Source organism: Kitasatospora sp. NPDC001660 (genome assembly GCF_053596725.1).
In genome coordinates this window covers 16,911-39,594 of record NZ_JBSFGU010000002.1, presented here as the reverse complement: position 1 = coordinate 39,594, position 22,684 = coordinate 16,911, and the positions used below count along the sequence as shown (strand labels likewise).

At 72.4% G+C, this 22,684-nt stretch carries 21 protein-coding genes; 9 read left to right on the top strand and 12 right to left on the bottom strand.

The genetic code is table 11. The features are described from left to right. The first annotated feature begins 38 nt into the window (after positions 1 to 38). A complete protein-coding gene (locus ACWCXH_RS02180; RefSeq protein WP_449799404.1) occupies positions 39 to 677 on the top strand; it encodes a TetR/AcrR family transcriptional regulator in 639 nt (212 codons plus the stop codon). On the opposite strand, the gene ACWCXH_RS02175 is transcribed toward ACWCXH_RS02180, so the two are convergent. Then, on the bottom strand, positions 670 to 1,626 hold the full coding sequence (locus ACWCXH_RS02175) for a LysR substrate-binding domain-containing protein (RefSeq protein WP_449799654.1): 957 nt from the start codon (positions 1,624 to 1,626) through the stop codon (positions 670 to 672). The two genes, ACWCXH_RS02180 and ACWCXH_RS02175, sit on opposite strands and share 8 nt — an antisense overlap. 123 nt (positions 1,627 to 1,749) lie before the next feature. On the opposite strand from ACWCXH_RS02175, the gene ACWCXH_RS02170 reads away from it, so the two are divergent. Further along, a complete protein-coding gene (locus ACWCXH_RS02170; protein ID WP_329927373.1) occupies positions 1,750 to 2,301 on the top strand; it encodes a peroxiredoxin in 552 nt (183 codons plus the stop codon). A 3-nt stretch (positions 2,302 to 2,304) separates the two neighbouring features. Beyond that, positions 2,305 to 2,844 (top strand): alkyl hydroperoxide reductase, encoded by a 540-nt coding sequence (locus tag ACWCXH_RS02165; RefSeq protein ID WP_449799403.1) that lies wholly within the window; start codon positions 2,305 to 2,307, stop codon positions 2,842 to 2,844. Between the two features lie 59 nt (positions 2,845 to 2,903). Here the strand turns inward: ACWCXH_RS02165 and ACWCXH_RS02160 are convergent, their stop codons facing one another. From ACWCXH_RS02160 to ACWCXH_RS02145, 4 genes are all read right to left on the bottom strand, one after another. Then, positions 2,904 to 4,361 (bottom strand): AI-2E family transporter, encoded by a 1,458-nt coding sequence (locus ACWCXH_RS02160; RefSeq protein WP_449799402.1) that lies wholly within the window; start codon positions 4,359 to 4,361, stop codon positions 2,904 to 2,906. 487 nt (positions 4,362 to 4,848) lie between these two features. Further along, positions 4,849 to 5,589 carry an aggregation-promoting factor C-terminal-like domain-containing protein gene (locus ACWCXH_RS02155; protein ID WP_449799401.1) on the bottom strand — a complete coding sequence of 247 codons (741 nt, stop codon included), beginning with the start codon at positions 5,587 to 5,589 and terminating at the stop codon, positions 4,849 to 4,851. A 451-nt stretch (positions 5,590 to 6,040) separates the two neighbouring features. Further along, a complete protein-coding gene (locus tag ACWCXH_RS02150) occupies positions 6,041 to 7,375 on the bottom strand; it encodes a PhoH family protein (protein WP_449799400.1) in 1,335 nt (444 codons plus the stop codon). Between the two features lie 224 nt (positions 7,376 to 7,599). Continuing rightward, on the bottom strand, positions 7,600 to 8,394 hold the full coding sequence (locus tag ACWCXH_RS02145) for an isoprenyl transferase (protein ID WP_449799399.1): 795 nt from the start codon (positions 8,392 to 8,394) through the stop codon (positions 7,600 to 7,602). A gap of 401 nt (positions 8,395 to 8,795) precedes the next feature. Here ACWCXH_RS02145 and ACWCXH_RS02140 point away from each other — a divergent pair, with 401 nt between their 5' ends. Then, positions 8,796 to 10,367, top strand: coding sequence for a chitinase (locus ACWCXH_RS02140; protein ID WP_449799398.1), 1,572 nt, complete (start codon positions 8,796 to 8,798; stop codon positions 10,365 to 10,367). A gap of 111 nt (positions 10,368 to 10,478) precedes the next feature. Here the strand turns inward: ACWCXH_RS02140 and ACWCXH_RS02135 are convergent, their stop codons facing one another. After that, positions 10,479 to 11,081 (bottom strand): prepilin peptidase, encoded by a 603-nt coding sequence (locus tag ACWCXH_RS02135; protein ID WP_449799397.1) that lies wholly within the window; start codon positions 11,079 to 11,081, stop codon positions 10,479 to 10,481. 210 nt (positions 11,082 to 11,291) lie between these two features. On the opposite strand from ACWCXH_RS02135, the gene ACWCXH_RS02130 reads away from it, so the two are divergent. Then, complete coding sequence (locus tag ACWCXH_RS02130) at positions 11,292 to 11,984, top strand: hypothetical protein (protein WP_449799396.1); 693 nt, start codon at positions 11,292 to 11,294, stop codon at positions 11,982 to 11,984. A 100-nt stretch (positions 11,985 to 12,084) separates the two neighbouring features. Next, on the top strand, positions 12,085 to 13,299 hold the full coding sequence (locus ACWCXH_RS02125) for a pyridoxal phosphate-dependent aminotransferase (protein WP_449799395.1): 1,215 nt from the start codon (positions 12,085 to 12,087) through the stop codon (positions 13,297 to 13,299). Positions 13,300 to 13,475: 176 nt separating this feature from the next. On the opposite strand, the gene ACWCXH_RS02120 is transcribed toward ACWCXH_RS02125, so the two are convergent. Further along, positions 13,476 to 15,317, bottom strand: coding sequence for a phosphoenolpyruvate carboxykinase (GTP) (locus ACWCXH_RS02120; protein ID WP_449799394.1), 1,842 nt, complete (start codon positions 15,315 to 15,317; stop codon positions 13,476 to 13,478). A gap of 275 nt (positions 15,318 to 15,592) precedes the next feature. On the opposite strand from ACWCXH_RS02120, the gene trhA reads away from it, so the two are divergent. Then, the gene (gene trhA, locus ACWCXH_RS02115; protein ID WP_449799393.1) at positions 15,593 to 16,279 is read left to right on the top strand and encodes a PAQR family membrane homeostasis protein TrhA; all 687 of its coding nucleotides are present in this window, start codon (positions 15,593 to 15,595) and stop codon (positions 16,277 to 16,279) included. Here the strand turns inward: trhA and ACWCXH_RS02110 are convergent. The 5 genes from ACWCXH_RS02110 to mca all read right to left on the bottom strand — a co-directional run bounded on the left by ACWCXH_RS02110 (position 16,250) and on the right by mca (position 21,176). Beyond that, a complete protein-coding gene (locus ACWCXH_RS02110) occupies positions 16,250 to 16,714 on the bottom strand; it encodes a hypothetical protein (RefSeq protein ID WP_449799392.1) in 465 nt (154 codons plus the stop codon). The genes trhA and ACWCXH_RS02110 overlap by 30 nt on opposite strands. 280 nt (positions 16,715 to 16,994) lie before the next feature. Further along, positions 16,995 to 17,870: a GNAT family N-acetyltransferase gene (locus ACWCXH_RS02105; RefSeq protein WP_449799391.1), complete on the bottom strand. Its 876-nt coding sequence runs from the start codon at positions 17,868 to 17,870 to the stop codon at positions 16,995 to 16,997. Between the two features lie 67 nt (positions 17,871 to 17,937). Further along, the gene (locus tag ACWCXH_RS02100; protein ID WP_449799390.1) at positions 17,938 to 19,986 is read right to left on the bottom strand and encodes a thioredoxin domain-containing protein; all 2,049 of its coding nucleotides are present in this window, start codon (positions 19,984 to 19,986) and stop codon (positions 17,938 to 17,940) included. A 43-nt stretch (positions 19,987 to 20,029) separates the two neighbouring features. Further along, positions 20,030 to 20,221, bottom strand: coding sequence for a hypothetical protein (locus tag ACWCXH_RS02095; protein WP_449799389.1), 192 nt, complete (start codon positions 20,219 to 20,221; stop codon positions 20,030 to 20,032). Positions 20,222 to 20,270: 49 nt separating this feature from the next. After that, entirely contained in the window at positions 20,271 to 21,176 is a 906-nt protein-coding gene (mca, locus tag ACWCXH_RS02090) for a mycothiol conjugate amidase Mca (protein ID WP_449799388.1), read from the bottom strand. Positions 21,177 to 21,417: 241 nt separating this feature from the next. Between mca and ACWCXH_RS02085 the strand changes: the two genes are divergently transcribed. Both ACWCXH_RS02085 and greA read left to right on the top strand, forming a co-directional pair. Continuing rightward, positions 21,418 to 21,831 carry a DUF4307 domain-containing protein gene (locus tag ACWCXH_RS02085; protein WP_449799387.1) on the top strand — a complete coding sequence of 138 codons (414 nt, stop codon included), beginning with the start codon at positions 21,418 to 21,420 and terminating at the stop codon, positions 21,829 to 21,831. A gap of 305 nt (positions 21,832 to 22,136) precedes the next feature. Next, on the top strand, positions 22,137 to 22,637 hold the full coding sequence (gene greA / locus ACWCXH_RS02080) for a transcription elongation factor GreA (protein ID WP_449799386.1): 501 nt from the start codon (positions 22,137 to 22,139) through the stop codon (positions 22,635 to 22,637). The last annotated feature ends 47 nt before the right edge of the window (positions 22,638 to 22,684 follow it).

Sequence of the window (22,684 nt, the reverse complement as noted above, 5' to 3'; positions counted from 1 at the left end):
TCGACGCGGTTGGCCGACCATGGCGATACCCTGGCTGGATGGCACACGTCCCCGCCGCAGAACGCCGGCCCCAGCTGGTCCAGGCGGCCCTCGACCTGATGAGCCGCGAGGGGGTCGCGGCCGGCAGCACCCGGGCGATCGCGGCCGAACTCGGCGTGGCCCAGGCGACGGTGCACTACACCTTCGGCACCAAGAAGGACCTCTACCGGGCCGTCGTCGAGCAGCTGACCGCCGACTTCATCGGCCAGGTCCGGGCCGCCTCCCCCGGCGACGGCCCGTTCGGCGAACAGGTCCGCACGCTGGTGCACGCGCTCTGGGACGCCGCCACCGGCGAGGACGGACGCTGCGTGCTGCTCAGCGAGTTCGGGGCGCTGGCGATGCGCGACCCGGACCTGCAGGAGATCATGCTCGCGCTCCAGCGCGAGGTCGAGGGCACGGCGGCCGAGATGCTCACCGCCCTCGCGGCGGCGCACGGCCTGACCCTGCCGACGCCGGCGCGCGAGATCGCCGTCCACTTCCTCAGCGGTTTCGACGGCCTGACGGCGCGCCACCTCACGCTGGGCGCCCCCGGCGCGGAGCCGGACGCGGACACCGTGCGGGCACTGGACCTGCTGGTCGCGACGACGGTCGGGCTCTGCCTCGGCGAACCCGCACAGACCGCCACGGGCCCTAGGTGACGATCCGGACCGGGAGTTCGGCCAGGACCTCGCGCAGCGAGGCGGCGAAGCGGTCGTACTCTGCGCTGCGGGCCGAGCCCGGGCGGGCGGCCAGGCCGATGCGGCGGCCGGGCGCGGGGGCGGCGAAGCGGACGGCGGCGAGCCGGTCGGCGCGGCCCGCCTCGACGTCCAGGGCTGTCGCGGGCAGCAGCGTCACCCCGAGGCCCCCGGCGACGAGCTGGACCAGCGTGGACAGTCCGGCCGCCCGGGTGGTCGACCCGGCCGGGTCGACGCCGACCTCGCGGCAGATGTCGAGGGCCTGGTCGCGCAGGCAGTGGCCCTCCTCCAGCAGCAGCACGTCCAGGTCGAGCAGCACGTCGCGCGGGACGTCGACCCGCCCGGCGAGCGGGTGTCCGGGCGGGGTCAGCAGGACGAAGTCCTCGTCGAACAGCGGGATGTCCCGGGTCGGCGAGGTGCCGCCGGCCGGGAGCGCGAGCAGCAGCACGTCCAGCCGCCCGGCGGCCAGCCCCTCCAGCAGCGAGGGCGTGCGCTCCTCGTGGACGCGCAGCTCCAGCTCGGGGTAGCGGTCGCGGACCAGCCGCAGCACGGTGGGCAGCAGGTAGGGCGCGACGGTCGGGATGACACCGAGGTGCAGCGGCCCGGTGAACGGGCGGCGCGCGGCCTCGACCTCCTCGGTGAGCGCCTGGAGCGACGCGAGCACCCGGCGGGCGTGCTCGTGCACCCGCTCCCCCAGCGGCGTCACGATCACCTTGCGCGTCGTACGCTCGATGAGCTGCGCGCCCAGCGACTCCTCCAGCGCCGCGACCGCCCCCGAGAGGGCGGGCTGGCTCGTGCCGGTGGCGGCGGCCGCCTCGCGGAAGTGCCTGTGCTCGGCGACCGCGACGAACGCCCTGAGCTGGGCGACCGTGGGCGTGCGGGTGCTGCGGGCGGCGGCGGACTGGGTATTGATAGCTCTCTCCGATCAGACACATCGAGTGTAGCTATTTCCCTGATCAGTCCACGATGTGGAATCGTGGAGTCGTGTCCGCAATCCGGACAAACTCCCCGCAGTCTCACTTCAGGAGAAGCGAACGTGCTCACGATCGGTGACAAGTTCCCCGAGTTCGACCTCAAGGCCTGTGTCGACCTGGACGCCGCGAACGCCTTCGCCGACATCAACCACAAGTCCTACGAGGGCAAGTGGAAGATCGTCTTCTTCTGGCCGATGGACTTCACCTTCGTCTGCCCGACCGAGATCGCCGCGTTCGGCAAGCTGAACGACGAGTTCGCCGACCGCGACGCCCAGATCCTGGGTGTCTCGGGCGACTCCGAGTTCGTGCACCACGCCTGGCGCAAGGACCACAAGGACCTGCGCGACCTGCCCTTCCCGATGCTGGCCGACGTCAAGCACGAGCTCATGCAGGCCTGCGGCGTCGAGGGCGCCGACGGCACCGCCCAGCGCGCGGTGTTCATCGTCGACCCGAACAACGAGATCCAGTTCGTCATGGTGACCGCCGGCTCCGTCGGCCGTAACCCGAAGGAGGTCCTGCGCGTGCTGGACGCCCTGCAGACCGACGAGCTGTGCCCCTGCAACTGGAACAAGGGCGAGGACACCCTCGACGCCCAGGCCCTGCTGGCGGGCTGACCCATGGCCCTCGACGACCTGAAGTCCGCCCTCCCGGACTACGCCAAGGACCTCAAGCTCAACCTGGGCTCGGTCATCGGCAACTCCGACCTCCCCGCCCAGCAGCTGTGGGGCACCGTCCTCTCGTGCGCGATGGCCACCCGCAGCGCCGCCGTGCTGCGCGAGCTGGAGCCCGAGGCCAAGGCCAACCTCTCCCCGGAGGCGTACAACGCCGCCAAGGGCGCCGCGGCCATCATGGGGATGAACAACGTCTACTACCGGACGCTGCACCTGCTCTCCGACAAGGAGTACAGCAGCATGCGGGCCGGTCTGCGGATGAACATCATCGGCACTCCGGGCGTCGAGAAGGCCGACTTCGAGCTCTGGTGCTTCGCCGTCTCGGCCATCAACGGCTGCGGCCAGTGCCTCGACTCGCACGAGGCCGTGCTGCGCAAGGCCGGTGTCGAGCGCGAGGTCATCCAGGCCTCGATGAAGATCGCCGCCGTCGTCCAGGCCGTGGCCGGCGTCCTCGACTCCGAGGCCGCCATCGCCGCCAACGCCTGACGGACACACGCACGGGAAGGTCCCCGCCGGACAGCTGTCCGGCGGGGACCTTCCGCCGTTCAGTCCGCGGCCGGGGCGGGGGCCGCCGCCGGAGCGGCGGCGGTGCGCTCGGCTGCCTCGCGGGCGTTCTCCAACGCGGTGAAGACGGCCTGGCCGGCCTCGTTGCGCCGGCGCAGGTGCGCGACGACGGTGTTGGTGACGGCGATCAGCGGGACGGCCACGACCGCGCCGCCGATGCCGCCGATGATGCCGCCCGCCGCGACGCCGAGGACGACGCCCAGCGGGTGGACCCGCACGGCCCGCCCGAGGATCAGCGGCTGGAGCACGTGGCTCTCGATCTGCATCACCGCGACGAGCACGACCAGCACCATCAGCGCCGTCCACGGGCCCTGGGTGACCAGTGCGATCAGGACGGCCGCGGTACCCGTGACGAGCGCGCCGACCAGCGGTACGAAGGCGCCCAGGAAGATGATCACGGCCAGCGGCATCGCCATCGGCACGCCCAGCAGGTCGATCCCGATGCCGATGCAGGCCGCGTCGATGAACGCCACGCACACGGTGCCGCGCACGTACGCGGTGAGCGTCGTCCAGGCCTTCGGCCCGGCCCCGGCCATCGCGAAGCGGGAGTGCCGGGGCAGCCCGCGCAGCGCCCAGTTCCAGATCTTCTGGCCGTCGTAGATGAAGAAGAACGTGGTGAAGAAGGTCATCAGCACCGCGGTCAGCACCTCGACGGCGATCTGGGCGGTGGTGAGCGAGGCCGAGGTGATCTGGTCCGTGTTGGTGGTGATCGCCTTGGTGATCTGGTTGGCGAAGTCGGTGATCTGCTGCTGGGTCAGGTGGAACGGGCCGTCGATCAGCCAGTCGCGCAGCTGGATGACACCCTTCTGCACCTGGTTGGTGACGTCCGGCAGGTTGGTGCTGACTTGCCACACCACGAACCAGCCGACCAGCCCGATCCCGGCCAGGCCGCTCAGGAACACCCCGACGGCCGCGAGCGAGCGCGGCACGCCGTGGCGGCGCAGCCAGGAGACCGAGGGCTCCAGCAATGCGGAGATCAGCAGCGAGGCCAGCACCGAGAAGGCGACCAGCCGCAGCATGTCGACGACGTAGAAGACGACGTAGAGCGCGGCGCCGAGCAGCAGCAGCCGCCAGGTGGACTCGGCGGCCACCCGCAGGCCCCAGGGCACGGCCTCGACGGGCGAGGCGGGCCGGCCGGGGTGGTACTCCCGGGGGTGGGCGCCCTGCGCGGCGGGCGTGGGCGCGGCCGGCGCCACCGGGGCCGGGGCGGAGTCGGTGCGTGGGACGGGCAGCGGTCCGGCGGTTGCGGGTGGCGCCGCCTCGGCCGGCGCCGACGCGCCACCCTGGACGGCACTCGGCAGGGCGTCCGGGACCGCGGCGGCGTCGTGCGGGTCGGCCGCCATCGCGGCGCGCCGGCGCCGTTCGATCACGGCGGCCGCGCTCGCCACCACGGCCATGCCCTTGGCCACGGCCTTGAAGGCCTTCCCGCCCCGCGCCATCCTCGCTACCACCGCTCCCGTGCCGGTCCGCCGTCGCCCGGCGGTACGCCGTGCGTCGCGCCACGGCCGTCAGGGATGACGCTACCCGCCCGGGGCGCGACGAGTCCGGCCGCCCGGTGGGTTCGACCCGATCAGAACCGGTTCGAACACGCGGGCCGCGCCCGCGAATCGTGTCAAAAGTGGACGGAACGTGAGGTTTCGGATGCCCGGCGCTGGGGAGGAGTCGGAGCGAGACCCCGAAGCCGGAGCGGCCCCGCAGCCATCCGCCGGCGGACCGGCTGGCGCAGGGAGCAAACCAGGACCCCTTCCCGCGCCCCGCGTCCGCAACCAGGACCGCACCGCCCGTGAGCGCATTGGTCAGCGCGGCCCGGGCGGCGCGGCCCGCCCGCTCCGGCGGAGGTCGCGACGAGACGGCCCCCGGCCGCTCAGCGGGTGAGCGGCCGGGGGCCGTGGCCGTGCGTGGAGTCCGCCGGAGTGGCGGTGGCTCCTAGTACCAGCTGTGGGCCTGCCAGAACGACCAGGCGCCACAGGGGCTGCCGTAGCGGTCGTTCATGTAGCCGAGGCCCCACTGGATCTGGGTCGCCGGGTTGGTGCGCCAGTCGGCACCGGCCGAGGCCATCTTGGAGCCGGGCAGCGCCTGGACCAGGCCGTAGGCGCCGGAGCCCTTGTTGGTCGCGGTGTAGTCCCAGCCGCTCTCGCGCTTCACGATCTGGCTGAAGCACTGGAACTGGGTGTCGTTGCCGACGATCTGCCGCGCGAGGTCCTGCACCGAGCCCGGGCTGACCGAGACGGGCGGCGCGCTGTTGTCGGTGGCGGCCAGGGCCGAGCGGGCCTTGGAGCGGTTGGCGGCCTCGTCGGCCTGCCGCTTCGCCTGAGCGTCCGCGGCGGCCTTGGCGGCGGCGTCGGCCTTGGCCTGCGCGTCGGCCTTCGCCTGGGCGTCGGCGGCGGCCTTCTGGCGCGCGGCCTCCTCGGCGGCCTTCTGCTCCGCGGCGGCCTTGGCGGCCGCGTCGGCGGAGGCCTGCTGGGCGGATGCCTGCTGGCCGATGTTGTCACTGACGGTCTGCGCCTGGACGCCAGAGGGGACTTCGGCAAGCAGGGTCGCGCCGGCGACATCGACCGTCTGCGTGGTCTTGCCCTCGCTGCCCGAGGCCACGCCCACGACGGCACCGACAGCGGTGACGGCGGTGGCGGAGGCCACAGCGACTCCCCGGACCGAGATCCGAGTCACATGGATTCCTTCCAGCATCGCCCACGCGTGACCGTACGGGCGCAACATGCCCCTTGGCACGGACCTCCGCACGGTGCTCTGGTCACGGGAGGTGCTGGCCCGGCGTCCGGCCGAGGTGAGGCGACCGGGCGTTGGAATCGGGCGGCGTACGGCTCTTCGGTCTTCAATTGTGCGTCCACCAACCGGAGTTGGTGGACCTTCCGGGCCGGACTCCGGTCACCCGGAAACCCTGCCGCGCCGTACGCGGGGCCTGACAGAACCCTCACCATGCCGCACCGGGCGCGCTCGACGCAATTCCCACCTGCGTGGCGCATGTCACATTCACCGCACGGAAGTTCTCCGGACAGACCGGAACTCGATGCGACGAAACGGACGGGGCCCGCTCCGTCAGGAGCGGGCCCCACACCCCGAGTTGACCGAATTGTCCCACTATGCCCCGGTCAGGAGAGGATCACGGGCTAATGTCCTCCAGCATCTCCGTGACCAGCGCCGCGATCGGCGAACGCTCCGAGCGGGTGAGGGTGATGTGCGCGAACAGCGGATGCCCCTTCAGCTTCTCCACCACCGCCACCACACCGTCGTACCGGCCCACCCGGAGGTTGTCCCGCTGCGCCACGTCGTGGGTGAGGACCACCCGCGAGCCCTGGCCGATCCGGGACAGCACCGTCAGCAGGACGTTCCGTTCCAGCGACTGCGCCTCGTCCACGATCACGAAGGCGTCGTGCAGCGAGCGCCCCCGGATGTGGGTGAGCGGCAGGACCTCCAGCATCCCCCGCGCGATGACCTCCTCGATCACGTCCGGGGTGGTGACGGCGGAGAGGGTGTCGAAGACCGCCTGCGCCCAGGGGCTCATCTTCTCCGTCTCGGACCCCGGCAGGTAGCCGAGCTCCTGTCCGCCGACCGCGTACAGCGGCCGGAAGACCATCACCTTGCGATGCTGCCTCCGCTCCAGCACCGCTTCCAGCCCCGCGCAGAGCGCCAGCGCGGACTTGCCCGTGCCGGCCCGGCCGCCCATCGAGACGATGCCGACGTCCGGGTCGAGCAGCAGGTCCAGCGCCACCCGCTGCTCGGCGCTGCGCCCGCGCAGGCCGAACGCCTCCCGCTCGCCGCGCACCAGCCGGACCCGGCCGTCGCCGGTCACCCGGCCGAGCGCCCGGCCGCGCTCCGAGGTGAGCACCAGCCCGGTGTGGACGGGCAGTTCGGCGGCCCCCTCGATGTCCACCGCGACGTCGTGGCCGGCCGCGAACAGTGCGTCCACCTCGTCGGCCCCGACGTGCAGCTCGGACATGCCCGTCCAGCCGGAGGTGATCGCGAGCTCGGCCCGGTACTCCTCCGCGAGCAGGCCCACCGAGCTGGCCTTGATCCGCAGCGGCAGGTCCTTGGACACGACGGTGACGTCGTAGCCCTCGGCCTGCAGGTTGCGGGCGACCGCGAGGATCCGGGTGTCCGCCTCGCCGCCCCCGGCCCGGTAGCCGACCGGGAGTATCGACAGGTCGGAGTGGTTGAGCTCGACCCGGATGGTCCCGCCGAGCTCGCCGACCGGGATCGGCTCGTCGAGCCGGCCGTGGCGGATGCGGTAGTCGTCGAGCAGCCGCAGCGCCTGGCGGGCGAAGTAGCCCAGCTCGGGGTGGTGGCGCTTGGCCTCCAGCTCGGTGACGACGACCACCGGGAGGACGACCTCGTGCTCCTCGAAGCGGGTCATGGCGAGAGGGTCCGCCAGGAGCACGCTGGTGTCGAGAACGTACGTGCGCCGGTCTGGTGTCCGGCGGCTCTTGGAACTGACCACTAGGCCTCCAGAGCGGATGACCCTGCGTCATCCGCGGCAAACCGGCCCCGCTGCCCCGATGGCCCCGGGACCGGACTGACTGGAGTATTCCCAGGCGAGGGGCGGTGCATTCGCGTCCCCGGAGAACTGACGGATCATTGCCGGTGAACGTTTGGCCTCGCGCGGCGGCCGGGTAGGCCACCCCGACGGGGGGTCAGTCGGGGCTGGTCGGGATCGGTCGGGGCCTACAGGCCCAGGCGCCGGTGCCGCTGCTCGAACGCGCGCAGCGCGCGCAGGAAGTCGACCTTGCGGAAGGCCGGCCAGTACGCCTCGCAGAAGTAGAACTCGCTGTGCGCGCTCTGCCAGAGCAGGAAGCCGGACAGCCGCTGCTCGCCCGAGGTGCGGATGATCAGGTCCGGGTCGGGCTGGTTGCGGGTGTAGAGGTGCTCCGCGATGTGCTCGACGTCCAGGATCCCGGCCAGCTCCTCGATCGAGGTGCCGCGCTCGGCGTGTTCCTGGAGCAGCGAGCGGACGGCGTCGGTGATCTCGTGCCGGCCGCCGTAGCCGACCGCGACGTTGACGGTGATGCCGTCGATCCCGGCGGTCTCCTCGGCGGCGCGCTTGAGCACGTCGGCGGTGTGCTGCGGGAGCAGGTCCAGCGCGCCGACCGGGTGCACCTTCCAGCGGCGGGCGGCGGCGAGACCGGTGACGGCGTCCTCGATGATCCCGAGCAGCGGGACGAGCTCGTCGGCGGGCCGGTCGAGGTTGTCGGTGGAGAGCATCCAGAGGGTGACGACCTTGACGTGGGTCTCGTCGCACCAGCCGAGGAACTCGCTGATCTTGTCGGCGCCGCGCTGGTGGCCGTACGCGGTGGAGCCGCCGGCGGCCTTGGCCCACCGGCGGTTGCCGTCGAGGATCACGCCGATGTGGTGGGGGGTGCGGCCGAGGTGGACCTCGACCCGGCGGCCGTAGAGCCCGTACACACCGTGCAGCAGGGTGCGCAGCCCCGGCGTGCGTTCCACGACATCGCGCAGACCCATGTTGTCGGCCCCTCCGTGCTCATTTCGACAGGTGCGTCACCACCCCGGCGCAGCCTACTCCGGCGCGCAGGCGACCGGTAAAGCCGCAGGTAGCGGTCTGGTCACGGTCCTGTACGAAGTCTGTCGCGACGCGGCGTGTCGGACGGTGCGCCGAGGGTGCCGGGCGGGCCCGCGGCGACGGCTACGGAACGGTCTCCGGTTCCTTAAGGGACCCGTAAGCCGGCCTTCCGGTGCTTGACGGCCGGCAATGGTCTAGTCCAGCTTGTGATTCGGGACGGAACGGGATCGACGCGACGGTCCCGGCCCCGCCCCTCCGGCATGACTGCGGACCTCCCCTCCCCCACACGCGGCCGCCGCGACCCCCACCGCGGCGGCCGCTCCTCCCCCAGGAGCGTCACCCCATGGCCCGTACGCCGTACCAGCCAGCGCACCAGCGCCGGCGCACCCCCCTCCCGGCCCTCGCCGCCGGTGCGACCGCCCTCGCGCTGGCCGGCACCGGCCTCGCGCTCTTCGCCGGCGGCGCGAGCGCGGCCGGCGGCGACCTCGTCACCAACGGCGGCTTCGAGAACGGGCTCGCCGGCTGGACCTGCACCGGCACCGCCGCGGCCGTCTCCGGCCCGGTCCACTCCGGCAGCGGCGCGCTCCGGGCCGCGCCGGGCGCGGCGGACACCGCCGAGTGCACCCAGACCGTCAGCGTGCTGCCCGACACCAGCTACTCGCTGAGCGCCTGGGTCCAGGGCCCGTACGTCTACCTCGGCGCGCGCGGCACCGGCGCCACCGACCCGAGCGCGTGGTCCGACCAGACGAGCTGGAACCAGCTCGCGACCACCTTCACCACCGGCCCGAACGCCACCAGCATCACGCTGTACCTGCACGGCTGGTACGGCCAGGGCGCCTACCTCGCCGACGACGTGAGCCTGGTCGGCCCGGGCGGCACCCCGGCGCCGAGCCCGACCGCGACGGCCACCGCCACACCGACCGCAACCCCGACGGCCACCGCCACACCGCCCCCCACGGCCACGCCGACGGCCACCGCGACCCCGACCACCCCGCCGACCACCCCGCCCGCCACCGGCCTGCCCGCACACGCCGTCACCGGCTACTGGCAGAACTTCGACAACGGCTCGACCCCGCAGCGCCTGGGCGACGTCCAGAGCGCCTACGACATCATCGCGGTCTCCTTCGCCGACGCCGTGCCGACCCGGACCGGCGCGATCGGCTTCACCCTGGACCCGGGCCTGTCCAAGGCCCTCGGCGGCTACACCGACGCACAGTTCCGCGCCGACATCAAGGCCAAGCAGGCGGCCGGCAAGAAGGTCGTGCTGTCCATCGGCGGCCAGAACGGCGCGATCACCGTCGGCGACGCGGCCGCCGGCGACGCGTTCGCCAGCAGTGCCTACTCGATCATCAAGGACTACGGCTTCGACGGCATCGACGTCGACCTGGAGAACGGCGTCCAGCCCGGCCCGCTCGGCGACGCGCTGCACGCCCTGCAGGCCAAGGCCGGCCCCGGCTTCGTCCTGACCATGGCGCCGGAGACGATCGGGATGTACAGCACCCAGGGCGCGTACTTCCAGCTGGCGCTGGGCACCAAGGACATCCTCACCGTCGTCAACACCCAGTTCTACAACTCGGGCGGCATGAACGGCTGCGACGGCAAGGTCTACAACCAGGGCACGATCGACTTCATCACCTCGCAGGTCTGCACCCACATCCGGGGCGGCCTGCGGCCCGACCAGGTCGGCATCGGCGTCCCCGCCTCCGGCAAGGCGGCCGGCGGCGGCTACGTCGACCCGTCGGTGGTGAACGACGCGCTCGACTGCCTGGCCACCGGCAACAACTGCGGCAGCTTCGTCCCGCCGGCCAAGTGGCCGACCATCCGCGGCGCGATGACCTGGTCCACCAACTGGGACGCCAACAACGGCAACGCGTTCTCCGACGCCGTCGGCCCGTTCGTCCACAAGATGCCGTAACTCCCCGCGGCGCGCCGCTCCTTGAGGGTGGGGCTCGCGCGCCGGCGGCGGGGCCCGTCCACCGGTCGCGGTACGGCGGGCCCCGTCCGTGCGCTCAGGCCGGGCGTCCGCTCAGCGGGCCAGCACCGCGAGCAGGGTGCCGAGCAGCAGGAACGGGCCCACCGGGACGTCGAGTCCGCGTACCGGACGGCGGCGCGCGAGTGCCGCGGCGGCCCGCAGGATCGCCCACAGGCCGGCCAGCAGGACGGTGAAGAACAGCCCGCTGAACGCCACGCCCCAGCCGTACCAGCCGAGCAGGCCGCCCAGGGCGAACGCCAGCGGGGAGTCCCCCGGGCCCATCAGACCCAGCCAGACCGGCAGTTCGAACAGCGCCCCGGCCGCGAGCGCCACCAGCAGGCAGCGCACCAGCACCCCCGGCCGGCCCTCGGTCACCGCGGGCACCGCCAGCAGCACCGCGAGCCCGGCGGCCAGTGGCAGCGTCAGCTGGTACGGCAGCCGGCGCACCCGGCCGTCGACGAAGGCGAGGACCACGCCGAGTCCGGCCGCCCAGGCCAGCGCCGCGGCCGCCGCGGCCGTCGCCGCCGCCGCGCACGCCACCGCGACGGCGACGGCCGCGGCAGCCGCCTCGACCGTCCACGCACCGGCGCCCAGCCGCTCCCGGCAGCCGGGGCAGCGCCCGGTCGGCGGCAGCACCCGCGTCGGCCGGGCACACAACGGACATACGCGGCACCACGCTTCACCTTCGGGCACGGCGAACCGGGCGACCAGGCCCCGCAGCAACGGAGCCACCAGAAAACCGGCCGGTACCGCCCCGGCGGCGGCTAGCATCACCGGCGCAACCCCCTCTCGATCGACGCCCACATGACAAAGCGGGACGCCCGGGCGGGGCCCACCGACTCACATCATCCAACGGGGGAAAGACACATGACGAAGACCCGGTTCACAACCCGGGCCGCCCGCGCCGCCGTTCCGGCCGCGGCGCTCGCGCTGCTGCTGGCCGCCTGCGGCCCGGACAACGCCGACCCGGCCGCGAGCACGGACACCCCGGCCGCGCCCACCGCCGCCGCTTCCGCGGCCACCGGCGCCCCCGCGCCCGCCGGGTCGAGCGCCCCGACCGCGGCCGGGAACGGCCCGCAGCCGGCGGCCACCGCCGGCGGCAACAACGTCACGCAGGTCAGCTACGACCGCCCGCTCTCGCTCGGCGCCACCGGCCGCTACCTCGGCAAGAGCTCCACCGTGGACGCCACCGCGGTCTCGATCACCAAGGGCACCGCGGGCGAGATCGCCCCGTTCGGCTTCCTGCCGGACCTCACCAGCGGCAAGACCCCGTACTACGTCACCATGACGTTCACCAACCGCACCGGGACCCCGCTGGACCAGGACGCCTACATGATGCGGGTGTGGGTGAAGCCCAAGGACCACTCGGCAGGCGCGCTGCCGGCGCCCACGCTGGAGAAGGCGATCCCGCAGTGCGACACCAAGTCGCTCGTGACGCTCGCGCCGGGGCAGTCGGTGAAGCTGTGTGCCGTCTATCTCGTTCCGAACGAGAACCCGCCGGCGTTCCTCACGTACGGAAACATCCTGGACACCGCACCCCTGGTTTGGAAGGTCCGCTGACGGCACCGCCTGCCGATCGAAGGAGCCTTCTCCGGGCCCGGCGGCGCGTGTTCCGGCACGCGCACCGCGGGGCCCGGCGGTGGCCCTAAAGTAGCCGGTCATGCAGGTCATCCAGTCCAGCAAGCTCGCCAACGTCTGCTACGACATCCGTGGGCCGGTGCTCGACGAGGCCATGCGGCTGGAGGAACAGGGCCACCGCATCCTCAAGCTCAACACCGGAAACCCCGCCGTGTTCGGCTTCGAGGCGCCCCCGGAGATCCTCCAGGACATCCTGCGCAACCTCGCGAACGCGCACGGCTACGGCGACTCCAAGGGCCTGCTGTCCGCCCGCCGCGCGGTCGTCATGCACTACGAGGACCGCGGCCTGCACGGTCTCTCCGTCGACGACGTCTTCCTCGGCAACGGCGTCTCCGAGCTGATCCAGCTCGCGATGACCGCGCTGCTCGACGACGGCGACGAGGTGCTCGTCCCGGCGCCCGACTACCCGCTGTGGACCGCCTCGGTGTCGCTGGCCGGCGGAACCGCCGTGCACTACCGCTGCGACGAGCAGGCCGAGTGGTACCCGGACCTCGCCGACATCGAGGCCAGGGTGACCGACCGGACCCGGGCCATCGTCGTGATCAACCCCAACAACCCGACCGGCGCGGTCTATCCGCGCGAGGTCCTGGAGGGGATCGTCGAGATCGCCCGGCGGCACGACCTGGTCGTCTACGCCGACGAGATCTACGACAAGATCCTCTACGACGACGCCGAGCACGTCCCGCTGGCCACGCTCGCGCCCGACCTCTTCTGCGTCACCTTCAACGGGCTCTCCAAGTCCTACCGGGTGGCCGGCTTCCGCTCCGGCTGGATGGTCCTGTCCGGCGACCGCCACCGCGCCCGCAGCTACATCGAGGGCCTCACCGTGCTCGCCTCGATGCGCCTGTGCGCCAACATGCCGGCCCAGCACGCCGTGGCCGCGGCGCTCGGCGGCCGGCAGTCGGTCCGCGACCTCGTCCTGCCCGGCGGTCGGCTGCTCGCCTCGCGCGACGCCGCGTACGAGCTGCTCAACGACATCCCGGGCGTCAGCTGCGTCAAGCCCAAGGGCGCGCTCTACGCCTTCCCCCGGCTGGACCCGAAGGTCTACAAGATCAAGGACGACGCCCAGATGGTGCTCGACCTGCTGCGCTCCCAGCGCATCCTGCTGGTCCAGGGCACCGGCTTCAACTGGCCCGAGCCCGACCACTTCCGTCTCGTCACCCTCCCCCGCGCCGAGGAGATCACCGACGCCGTCACCAGGATCGGCGACTTCCTCAGCGGCTACACCCAGCCGTGATGGTCAACGCGGTGCCGATCCGGCCCGGGCCCGGAAAGCGCTACGGCCGGAGTCCCGGTCCGCGCGATCTCCTTGGTCGGGGAAAGATCGTGCGGCGGGGCTCCGGCCGTCCTGTCGCTCGGCCGGTGCGCAGTTCGTGCGGCGCACCGGCCTCTGTCATCCGCTGAAGCTCAGGCTCAGCCGAGACGCGCGACCAGGTCCCGGTACTCGTCCCACAGCTCCTTCGGGGTGTGCTCCCCGAACATCTCCAGGTGGGCCGGCACGAGCGCGGCCTCCTGGCGCCAGATGTCGGCGTCCACGGTGAAGAGCAGGTCGAGGTCCTCCTTGGCCAGCTCCAGGCCGTCCAGGTCGAAGCCGTCGGTGGTGGGCAGCACGCCGATCGGGGTCTTGACGCCCTCGCCGGTGCCCTCCAGGCGCTCGACGATCCACTTGAGCACGCGGCTGTTCTCGCCGTAGCCGGGCCAGACGAACTTGCCCTCGGCGTTCTTGCGGAACCAGTTCACGTAGTAGATCTTCGGCAGCTTCGACGCGTCCGCCTGCGCGCCGATCTTCAGCCAGTGGGCGAAGTAGTCGCCCATGTTGTAGCCGCAGAACGGCAGCATCGCGAACGGGTCGCGGCGCAGCTCGCCCACGGTGCCCTCGGCGGCGGCGGTCTTCTCGGAGGCGATGTTGGCGCCGAGGAAGACGCCGTGCTGCCAGTCGAAGGACTCGGTCACCAGCGGGACGGCGGTGGCGCGGCGGCCGCCGAACAGGATCGCCGAGATCGGCACGCCCGCCTGGTCCTCCCACTCGGGGGCGATGGTCGGGCACTGCGCGGCCGGGACGGCGAAGCGGGCGTTCGGGTGGGCGGCCGGGGTGCCGGACTCGGGGGTCCAGTCGTTGCCGCGCCAGTCGGTGAGGTGCGCCGGGGGCTCGTCGGTGAGGCCCTCCCACCACACGTCGCCGTCGTCGGTGAGGGCGACGTTGGTGAAGACCGTGTTGCCCCAGAGGGTGTCGATGGCGTTGGCGTTGGTGTCCACGCCGGTGCCGGGGGCGACGCCGAAGAAGCCGGCCTCCGGGTTGATGGCGTAGAGGCGGCCGTCGGCGCCGAAGCGCATCCAGGCGATGTCGTCGCCGATCGTCTCGACCTTCCAGCCCGGGATGGTGGGCTGGAGCATCGCCAGGTTGGTCTTGCCGCAGGCCGACGGGAAGGCGGCGGCCACGTACTTCGGCTCCGCTTCGCCCGCGGGGCCCGCCGGCGGGGTGAGCTTCAGGATCAGCATGTGCTCGGCCAGCCAGCCCTCGTCGCGGGCCATCGTCGAGGCGATGCGCAGCGCGTAGCACTTCTTGCCGAGCAGGGCGTTGCCGCCGTAGCCCGAGCCGAAGGACCAGATCTCCTTGGTCTCCGGGAAGTGCGAGATGTACTTGGTGCTGTTGCACGGCCACGGGACGTCCGCCTGGCCCTCGGCGAGCGGGGCACCGACGGTGTGCACGGCCTTGACGAAGTCGCCGTCCTCGCCGAGCTGGTCGAGCACGGCCTTGCCCATGCGGGTCATCACGCGCATCGACACGGCGACGTAGGCGGAGTCGGTGATCTCGACACCGTAGGCGGCCAGCGGGGAGCCGACCGGGCCCATCGAGAACGGCACGACGTACATCGTGCGGCCCTTCATCGCCCCGCGGAACAGGCCAGCCTCGCCCTGGAAGACGGCCCGCATCTCGGCGGGGGCCTTCCAGTGGTTGGTCGGGCCGGCGTCCTTCTCCTGCTCGGAGCAGATGAAGGTGCGGTCCTCCACGCGCGCCACGTCGGACGGGTCCGAGGCGGCGTAGTAGGAGTTCGGGCGCTTCTCCTCGTTCAGCTTCTTGAAGGTGCCCTGAGCCACCAGCAGGTCCGCGAGGCGCTGGTACTCCTCGTCGGAACCGTCGCACCACTCGATGCGGTCCGGCTGGGTGAGCTCAGCGATCTCGCTCACCCACGCCACCAGGCGCTGGTGACGGGTGGGCGCGGACGCGCTGACAGCAGAGATCTCGTACGACACGATCGCTCCGTTTCACGCCATCCCGGCGGGGAGACGGCGTAGCGGGGGTCTGAGGGTGCTTGCAGCGTAGCTCCGGCCTCAAGGCCCAACTGCGGCGCACCGTCGAAATTGACGCATCTTTTACTACAGTCAGTACGATTACTGGCAAGTAACAAGTCGCCCACGTCCGGGACGGAGTGCGCTGCGCCACACTTCAAATGCTCCAAAATGTCGAAGTGTGGCGATCGCCACTTCCTACCTGTGGGTAACCTACGGGTCCGTAAGTACCGGGTAGCATGCTGTGCATGACTGCTGAGCTCGCGCGGGGCGCCGGGAACGCGACGGAGAGCAAGCCGAAGTGGCGCGGCTGGCTGCACGCCGGGATGTTCCCCGCCACGGTCGCCGCCGGGATCGTCCTGGTCTGCCTGGCCGACTCCACGCCCGCCAAGATCGCGTGCGCGATCTACTCGGTCAGCGCGTGGCTGCTGTTCGGGGTCAGCGCGGTCTACCACCGCTTCGACTGGGGGCCGCGCGGGGACGCCGTCCTGCGCCGGCTGGACCACGCGAACATCTTCCTGATCATCGCGGGCACCTACACGCCGTTCACGATCCTGCTGCTGAAGGGCGCCGCCCAGCAGGTGCTGCTCTGGGCGGTCTGGGGCGGCGCGCTGGCCGGGATCGCGTTCCGGGTGTTCTGGGTCGGCGCGCCGCGCTGGCTGTACACGCCGGTGTACATCGCGCTGGGCTGGGCCGCCGCGTTCTTCCTGCCGGACTTCCTGCGCACCGGCGGCGTGGCCGTCCTGGTGCTGATGATCGTCGGCGGGGTGCTCTACAGCATCGGCGGGGTGGTGTACGGGCTCAAGCGGCCCGATCCGTCACCGCGCTGGTTCGGGTTCCACGAGGTGTTCCACGCCTTCACCCTCGGCGCGTTCATCGTGCAGTACGTCGGGGTCTCACTGGTGGCCTACAGCGCGGCCGGCTGAGTCCGGCGCACCACCGCGGGCGGTCGTCCGGTCCACGTCCACGGACCGGGTGACCGCCCGTTCGGCTGTCCACGGGTGCTCGTGCGGTACCCGGCCCCGCGGGCGGTGCCGGTACGGCGGGCGGCCCTCGGCGCCCGCGCCGCCGCGCGACTGGCGCGCGTCCAGCGCCTCGCGGGCCCGACGGCAGCGCTCGCAGTGCGCGGCGTCCGGGGTCGCGCCGGACGGACGGTGGCCGCCCGGCGCGTCCGCCCGGTGGAGCGCCCGCCAGCGCCGTGCGACGTACACCATGAGCAGCAGCACCTCGACCCCGGCGACCGCCAGGACCAGCGCGGCTCCGTTGATCAGATAGGCCGCGACCACGGCGAGCGCGGACCCCACCACCACGGCCGCGCCCCACACCTGGGCACTGGCCCGCCTGTCGTCACTGTCAGCCACTACGGCTCCCCTTTCCCGGCGCCGGGCTCGTGGTCGGCTCCTGCCGCCCCACCCCTTCTCCGCTCTCGGCACGCGTCGGCCAGCACTGACCGATTGCCACATGGTATCTACCGACAGTCACTCCCGGCTGCCTCCGGGCGGCGAACGACAGATCAACGTTGCGTCAATTCCACGTGCGGAGACCGCACTTCCCGCACACACCGCGCAGCGCCCCCGGCCCCTGGATCACCCTTCCGTGTTGACGGACGCCATCTTTTGAGAGTTGCTGTCGATTCCCGGTCTACCGGGCCGTGAAGTCCACTGCCAGGCAGTCCTCCACCGGCCGGTACCCGATCTGCTGGTAGATCGAGTTGCTGACCGGGTTGGCCAGGTCGGTGTACAGCAGCACCTCCGCGGCGCCCTCGGCGAGGGCGTGGGCCGTGGCGGCGGCGGTGACGGCGCTCGCGTAGCCACGGCCGCGGCGGTCGGCGGGGGTGTAGACGGGACCGATGCGGGACATGCCGGCGATGACCGGACTGTTGCCGGCCAGCGCGACTGGCTCGCCGCCGTCCTCCCAGAGGTGCAGGCCCCCGGCGGCGATCCGGTCGTCGACGGACTTCGGGATGTTCGGCGCCAGCACGCCGGCCTCGTCGCGGAACTCCTCGTACCAGCGGATCACCAGGGCCCGGTCGGCCGCCGAGGCGCGCCGGTGGCGGCCCGCCGGCGGGCGCGGCGGGCCGGTCAGCTCGCCGAGCCGGTAAAGCCGTAGGTTTTCCCTGACGGACCAGCCGCACCCGGCGGTGGCGCTCCACGCGGCGGCGAAGGCCCGGACCGCGTCCACCCCGCCGCTCACCCCGTGAACCTCGACGGAACCCGGCCCATCCGAGGCGGGTCCGGAGGCGAGTTCGGCGGCCAGCTCGGCCGCCGCGTCGGCCGGCATGCGGCCGAGCCGGGGCTCGTGCGGCGGCGTCTGCAGGAAGGCGCCCCCGACCGGGCCGCCCTGCGCCGCGCTCCACCACCCGAAGACCGGCGGCCGGTCCCCGAAGACGTGCGGTCCGGCCGTGGCGAGCCGCTGTACGACAGTGAGCAGGACGGTGTTCTCGGCAGGGTGCGCGGCGAGGAAGCCGCCCGCCCGCTCGCGGAAGTCGTCGAGGGAACTGCTCACGGTCCAGGTCATGCGGCATTCTCGCGCAGCGGCGGTCCGGGCCACCAGCGATTTGAGCGCGCCCTTCGAAGCCCTGCGGCTACTCGACCGCCACGCCCAGCCGCTCGCCCAGCACCGCCGCGTCCGTGGTCGGCGCGTCGCACGCGAAGTGCCGGCAGACGTACGCCGCGGGCGCCCCGCCCACCAGAGGCCGGTCGGCCAGCAGCGGCACCTCGGTGTCGCCGGTCGCCGGCGCCCCCACCGCCACGACCGCCCCCGGCGCGGTGCCCAGCAGCGCCGCCCGCCGCAGCGCGGCCGTCGCCGGGTCGTCCGCGGGACCGATGACAGCGACCTCGCGCGGCCCGTCGAGCAGCGCCTCCGCGACGGCGAGGCCCCAGCCGATGAACCGCGGCGCCCGCGCGGCGAGCGCGCCGACGATGCCGAGCGCCCGCTCGGCGGCGGTGCGGTGGCGGGCCGAGCCGGTGTACGCGGCGTACGTGAGCAGGGCGCCCGCGGCGGCCGTCCAGCCGGACGGGGTCGCGTTGTCGGTCGGGTCCTGCGGTCGCCGGATCAGCTCCTCGGCATCGTCGGCGGTGTCGTACAGCGCGCCGGACGCCCCGTCGGTGAAGTGCTTGAGCACGGTGTCGAGGAGCCCGCCCGCCAGCTGGAGCCACTCCGGCTCACCCGTGACGGCGTACAGCGCGAGGAAACCCTCGGCGGTGTCCGCGTAGTCCTCCAGGACGCCCGCGTTGGTGCCGGCCCGGCCGTCCCTGGAGGTGCGCAGCAGCCGCCCGTCGGGGGTGAGGTGGACGGCGAGCAGCAGGTCGGCGGCGCGCTCGGCGGCCTCGACGAGATCGGGCCGGCCGAGGAGGGCGCCGGTCTCGGCGAGGGCGGCGATGGCGAGGCCGTTCCACGCGGCGACCACCTTGTCGTCGCGGGCGGGCGCGGGCCGCTGGGTCCGGGCCGCCAGGAGCCGCTCCCTGATGGCCTCGAACTCGTCGAAGTCCTCGGGATCGGCCAGGAGTTGGAGGACGGAGGTGCCATGTTCGAACGTGCCGTCCGCGGTCACCGAGAACAGCCGGGCGGCGGTGGCGGCGTCGGCCGGACCGAGGAGGTCCACCAGCTGCCCCGGCTCCCACACGTAGTACGCGCCCTCGACGGAGGCGCCGGTCTCCTCGTCGAGGCTGTCGGCGTCCAGCGCGGAGGCGAAAGCGCCCTCGGGCGTGCGGAGTTCGCGCAACAGGAAGTCCGCCGTCGACAGTGCCACCCGGCGCGCCAGCGGGGAGCCGGTCGCCCGCCACAGGTGCAGGTACGCGCGCAGCAGCAGCGCGTTGTCGTACAGCATCTTCTCGAAGTGCGGCACCACCCACCCGGCGTCCACCGCGTACCGGGCGAAGCCGCCGCCGAGCTGGTCGTGGATGCCGCCGCGGGCCATCGCCTCGCCCGTGCGAACGGCCATCTCCAGCGCCGCCTGCGAGCCGGTGCGGGCGTGGTGGCGCAGCAGGTACTCGATCACCATGGCCGGCGGGAACTTGGGCGCGCCGCCGAAGCCGCCCCGCCGCTCGTCGAAGTCGCGGCTGAGGGTGACCAGCGCCTGGTGCAGGTCCGCCGCCGCGGGCGGGTGGTGCGCGCCGGCCGAGTACACCGCGGCCCGCTCGGCGAGGTCGGCCCGGATCCGGCCGGCCACCTCGCCGACCTCCTCGCGCCGGTCCCGCCAGGCCGCGTCGACGCCCTCCAGCACCTGCCGGAAGGACGGCATGCCGTGCCGGGGCTGCGGCGGGAAGTATGTGCCGAAGTAGAACGGCTCCTTGTCCGGGGTCAGGAACACCGTCATCGGCCAGCCGCCCTGCCCGGTGGCCGCCTGCACGGCCTCCATGTAGACGGCGTCGACGTCCGGCCGCTCCTCCCGGTCCACCTTGACGGCGACGAACCGCTCGTTGAGGTACTCGGCGACGTTCCCGTCCTCGAACGACTCGTGCGCCATCACGTGACACCAGTGGCACGCCGCGTACCCGACGGACAGCAGCACGGGCACCCCGCGCCGCCGCGCCTCCTCGAACGCCTCCACCCCCCACGGCCACCAGTCGACCGGGTTCCCGGCATGCTGCAGCAGGTAGGGCGAGGTCGCGTCCGCGAGACGGTTCGGCATGGTCCCATCCTCGCGCATCGGCGCCCGGACGGGGGCCGGGGGATCACTCCTTCGGGGACTCCGGGTCCTCGGCGAAGTTGACCTTCTTGAACTGGCGGTTCATCGACTTGGCCAGGAACCAGGTGGCCACGCCGAGGGCGGCGAACACGGCGAAGCCGAGGAGACCGGGGGTGACCTTGGCGTCGTCGACGGCGAGGTCGGCGGCGAAGTGGACGAGGTTCACGGGGGCGCTCATATCTCTATGGTGGCCCGGCTCACGGAGAGCCGGGCCATCGGGGGGTGGGTCAGTCGCGCGTGTCGGCGGCATCGACCGCCAGGGTGGGGGTGCGCAGGCCGGCGAACAGGTCGTCCTCCGGCAGGTCCACATCGATCAGGGTACGGGCGAGCTCGTAGTCCTCGGTGGGCCAGACGTCGCGCTGGACCTCCAGCGGGACGCGGAACCACGGGCCGTCCGGGTCGATCTGGGTGGCGTGGGCGATCAGCGCGCGGTCGCGGGTCTCGAACCAGTCCTCGCAGCGCACCCGGGTGGTGATCTCGCGCTCCTTGCGGCCGCTCTTCTCCCAGCCGGCGATCCACTCGCCGTACGGGGAGTCGTGGCCGTGCTCGGTGAGGTACGCGTGGAGCGCGCGGATGCGGCCCATCGGGAAGCCGTGGTTGTAGTACAGCTTCAGCGGCTGCCAGGGCTCGCCGGCCTCCGGGTAGGCGTCCGGGTCGCCTGCGGCGTCGAAGGCCACCATGGTGATCTTGTGGGTCATGATGTGGTCGGGGTGCGGGTAGCCACCGTTCTCGTCGTAGGTCGTGATGACCTGCGGCTTGAACTCGCGGATGAGCCGGACCAGCGGCTCGGCCGCCTCCTTCACGTCCTGCAGGGCGAAGCAGCCCTCGGGCAGCGGGGGCAGCGGGTCCCCCTCGGGCAGGCCGGAGTCGACGAAGCCCAGCCAGGCCTGCCTGACCCCGAGGATCGCCCGCGCGGCGTCCATCTCCTTGCGCCGGACCTCGTGGATGTTCTCCTCGACGTACGGGTCCCCCTGGAGCTTGGGGTTGAGGACCGACCCGCGCTCGCCCCCCGTGCAGGTGGCCACGAGCACGTCCACCCCCTGGTCGACGTACATGGCCATGGTGGCCGCACCCTTGCTGGACTCGTCGTCCGGGTGGGCGTGCACCGCCATCAGTCGCAACTGCTCAGTCAACGCCTTGCGTTCCTTCCATATGGTCCGGGCGTCCGCGCGAAGGCCGGCCCGCCCGTCGTCCGAGCCGCACACTCAGGGACCGTGTCACCGCAGGGCCGGACACCGGACGTCCGCCGGCGCGGCCGAGCCCTGCCCCCCGCCGCATCGGCCGCGGGCGTGCCCCTCCTATAGTGACGGACTGGAGGAGCGCCGCATTCCCCGCACCACCCGCGCGACCCTTCCCCGGAGAGGACTCGGCCCGATGACCGCAGACACCACCACCGCCAAGGTGCCCGAGGGACGCTACGGCCGGAGCGCCGACCGTGACGCGGACCGTCGCCTGAAGGTCGTCGGCGCGGTCTGCGGCGTCCTCGGCCTCGGTCTGATCGCCTGGCTGGGCGGCTCCTACCTGCTCCGCGAGACGGCGATCAACGGCTCGGTGCCGACCTTCCAGGTGGTGTCGGACTCCGAGGTGCAGCTGCACCTCTCGGTGAACAAGGACGACGGGACGGCCGGCAGCTGCACCGTCCGCTCGCAGGGCTCCGACGGCGCGGTGGTCGGGCTGGCCGACTTCCCCGTCCCGGCCGCGGGCTCCAGCTACGACGCCGTGGTCAGCCTGCGCACCACCGCGCGGGGCACCACCGCCGAGCTCCTGGGCTGCACGCCCGCCAAGTGACCCACGAACCAACCGGCTGTTCGGTGGCGCGGAGCCCGGCAACCTGCGCATATTCGATCTCGTGAGCGGGCATCCAGAAGAAGCCCCGCCCCGGTTGCTGTACACCTTGGCGCAACGCTCTCGTCAATGGCGCGCCAACGGCCCTCCCGCTTGTCGGCAGGACTTGTTAGGCTCGTGGTTTCGCCCCTTCCGCACCGGATGGTACGGGAGCGGGCGTTGCTTTGTAGTTAAGACCGATATCACCACCAACCCCCTGCTGACGACTCACACCCTCAGCACAGCCCCAGCACCTACGAGGAGCACCTGTGACCCAGACCAGTGAGAACGTGACCTGGCTCACTCAGGCCGGCTACGACCAGCTCAAGGCCGAGCTGGATCACCTGACCGGGCCCTGGCGCATCGAGATCGCCCAGAAGATCGAGGCGGCGCGCGAGGAGGGCGACCTCAAGGAGAACGCCGGCTACCACGCCGCCAAGGAGGAGCAGGGCAAGTACGAGCTGCGCATCCGTCAGCTGACCCAGCTGCTGGAGCGCGCCAAGGTCGGCGAGGCCCCCGCGGACTCGGGCGTGGTGGCCCCGGGCATGATCGTCACGGTCGCCTTCGACGGCGACGAGGACGACACCATGGAGTTCCTGCTCGCCTCGCGCGAGGTGGCCAGCGCCGACGACCTGGACGTCTACTCGCCGCAGTCGCCGCTGGGCCGCGCGATCGACGGCAAGAAGATCGGCGACGAGGCCACCTACGAGCTGCCGAACGGCAAGCCGGCCATGGTGAAGATCCTCAAGGTCACGCCGCACGCCGGCTGACCCGCCCCCACAGCACACGAAGGGCGGCCGCGGAGCTCCGCGGCCGC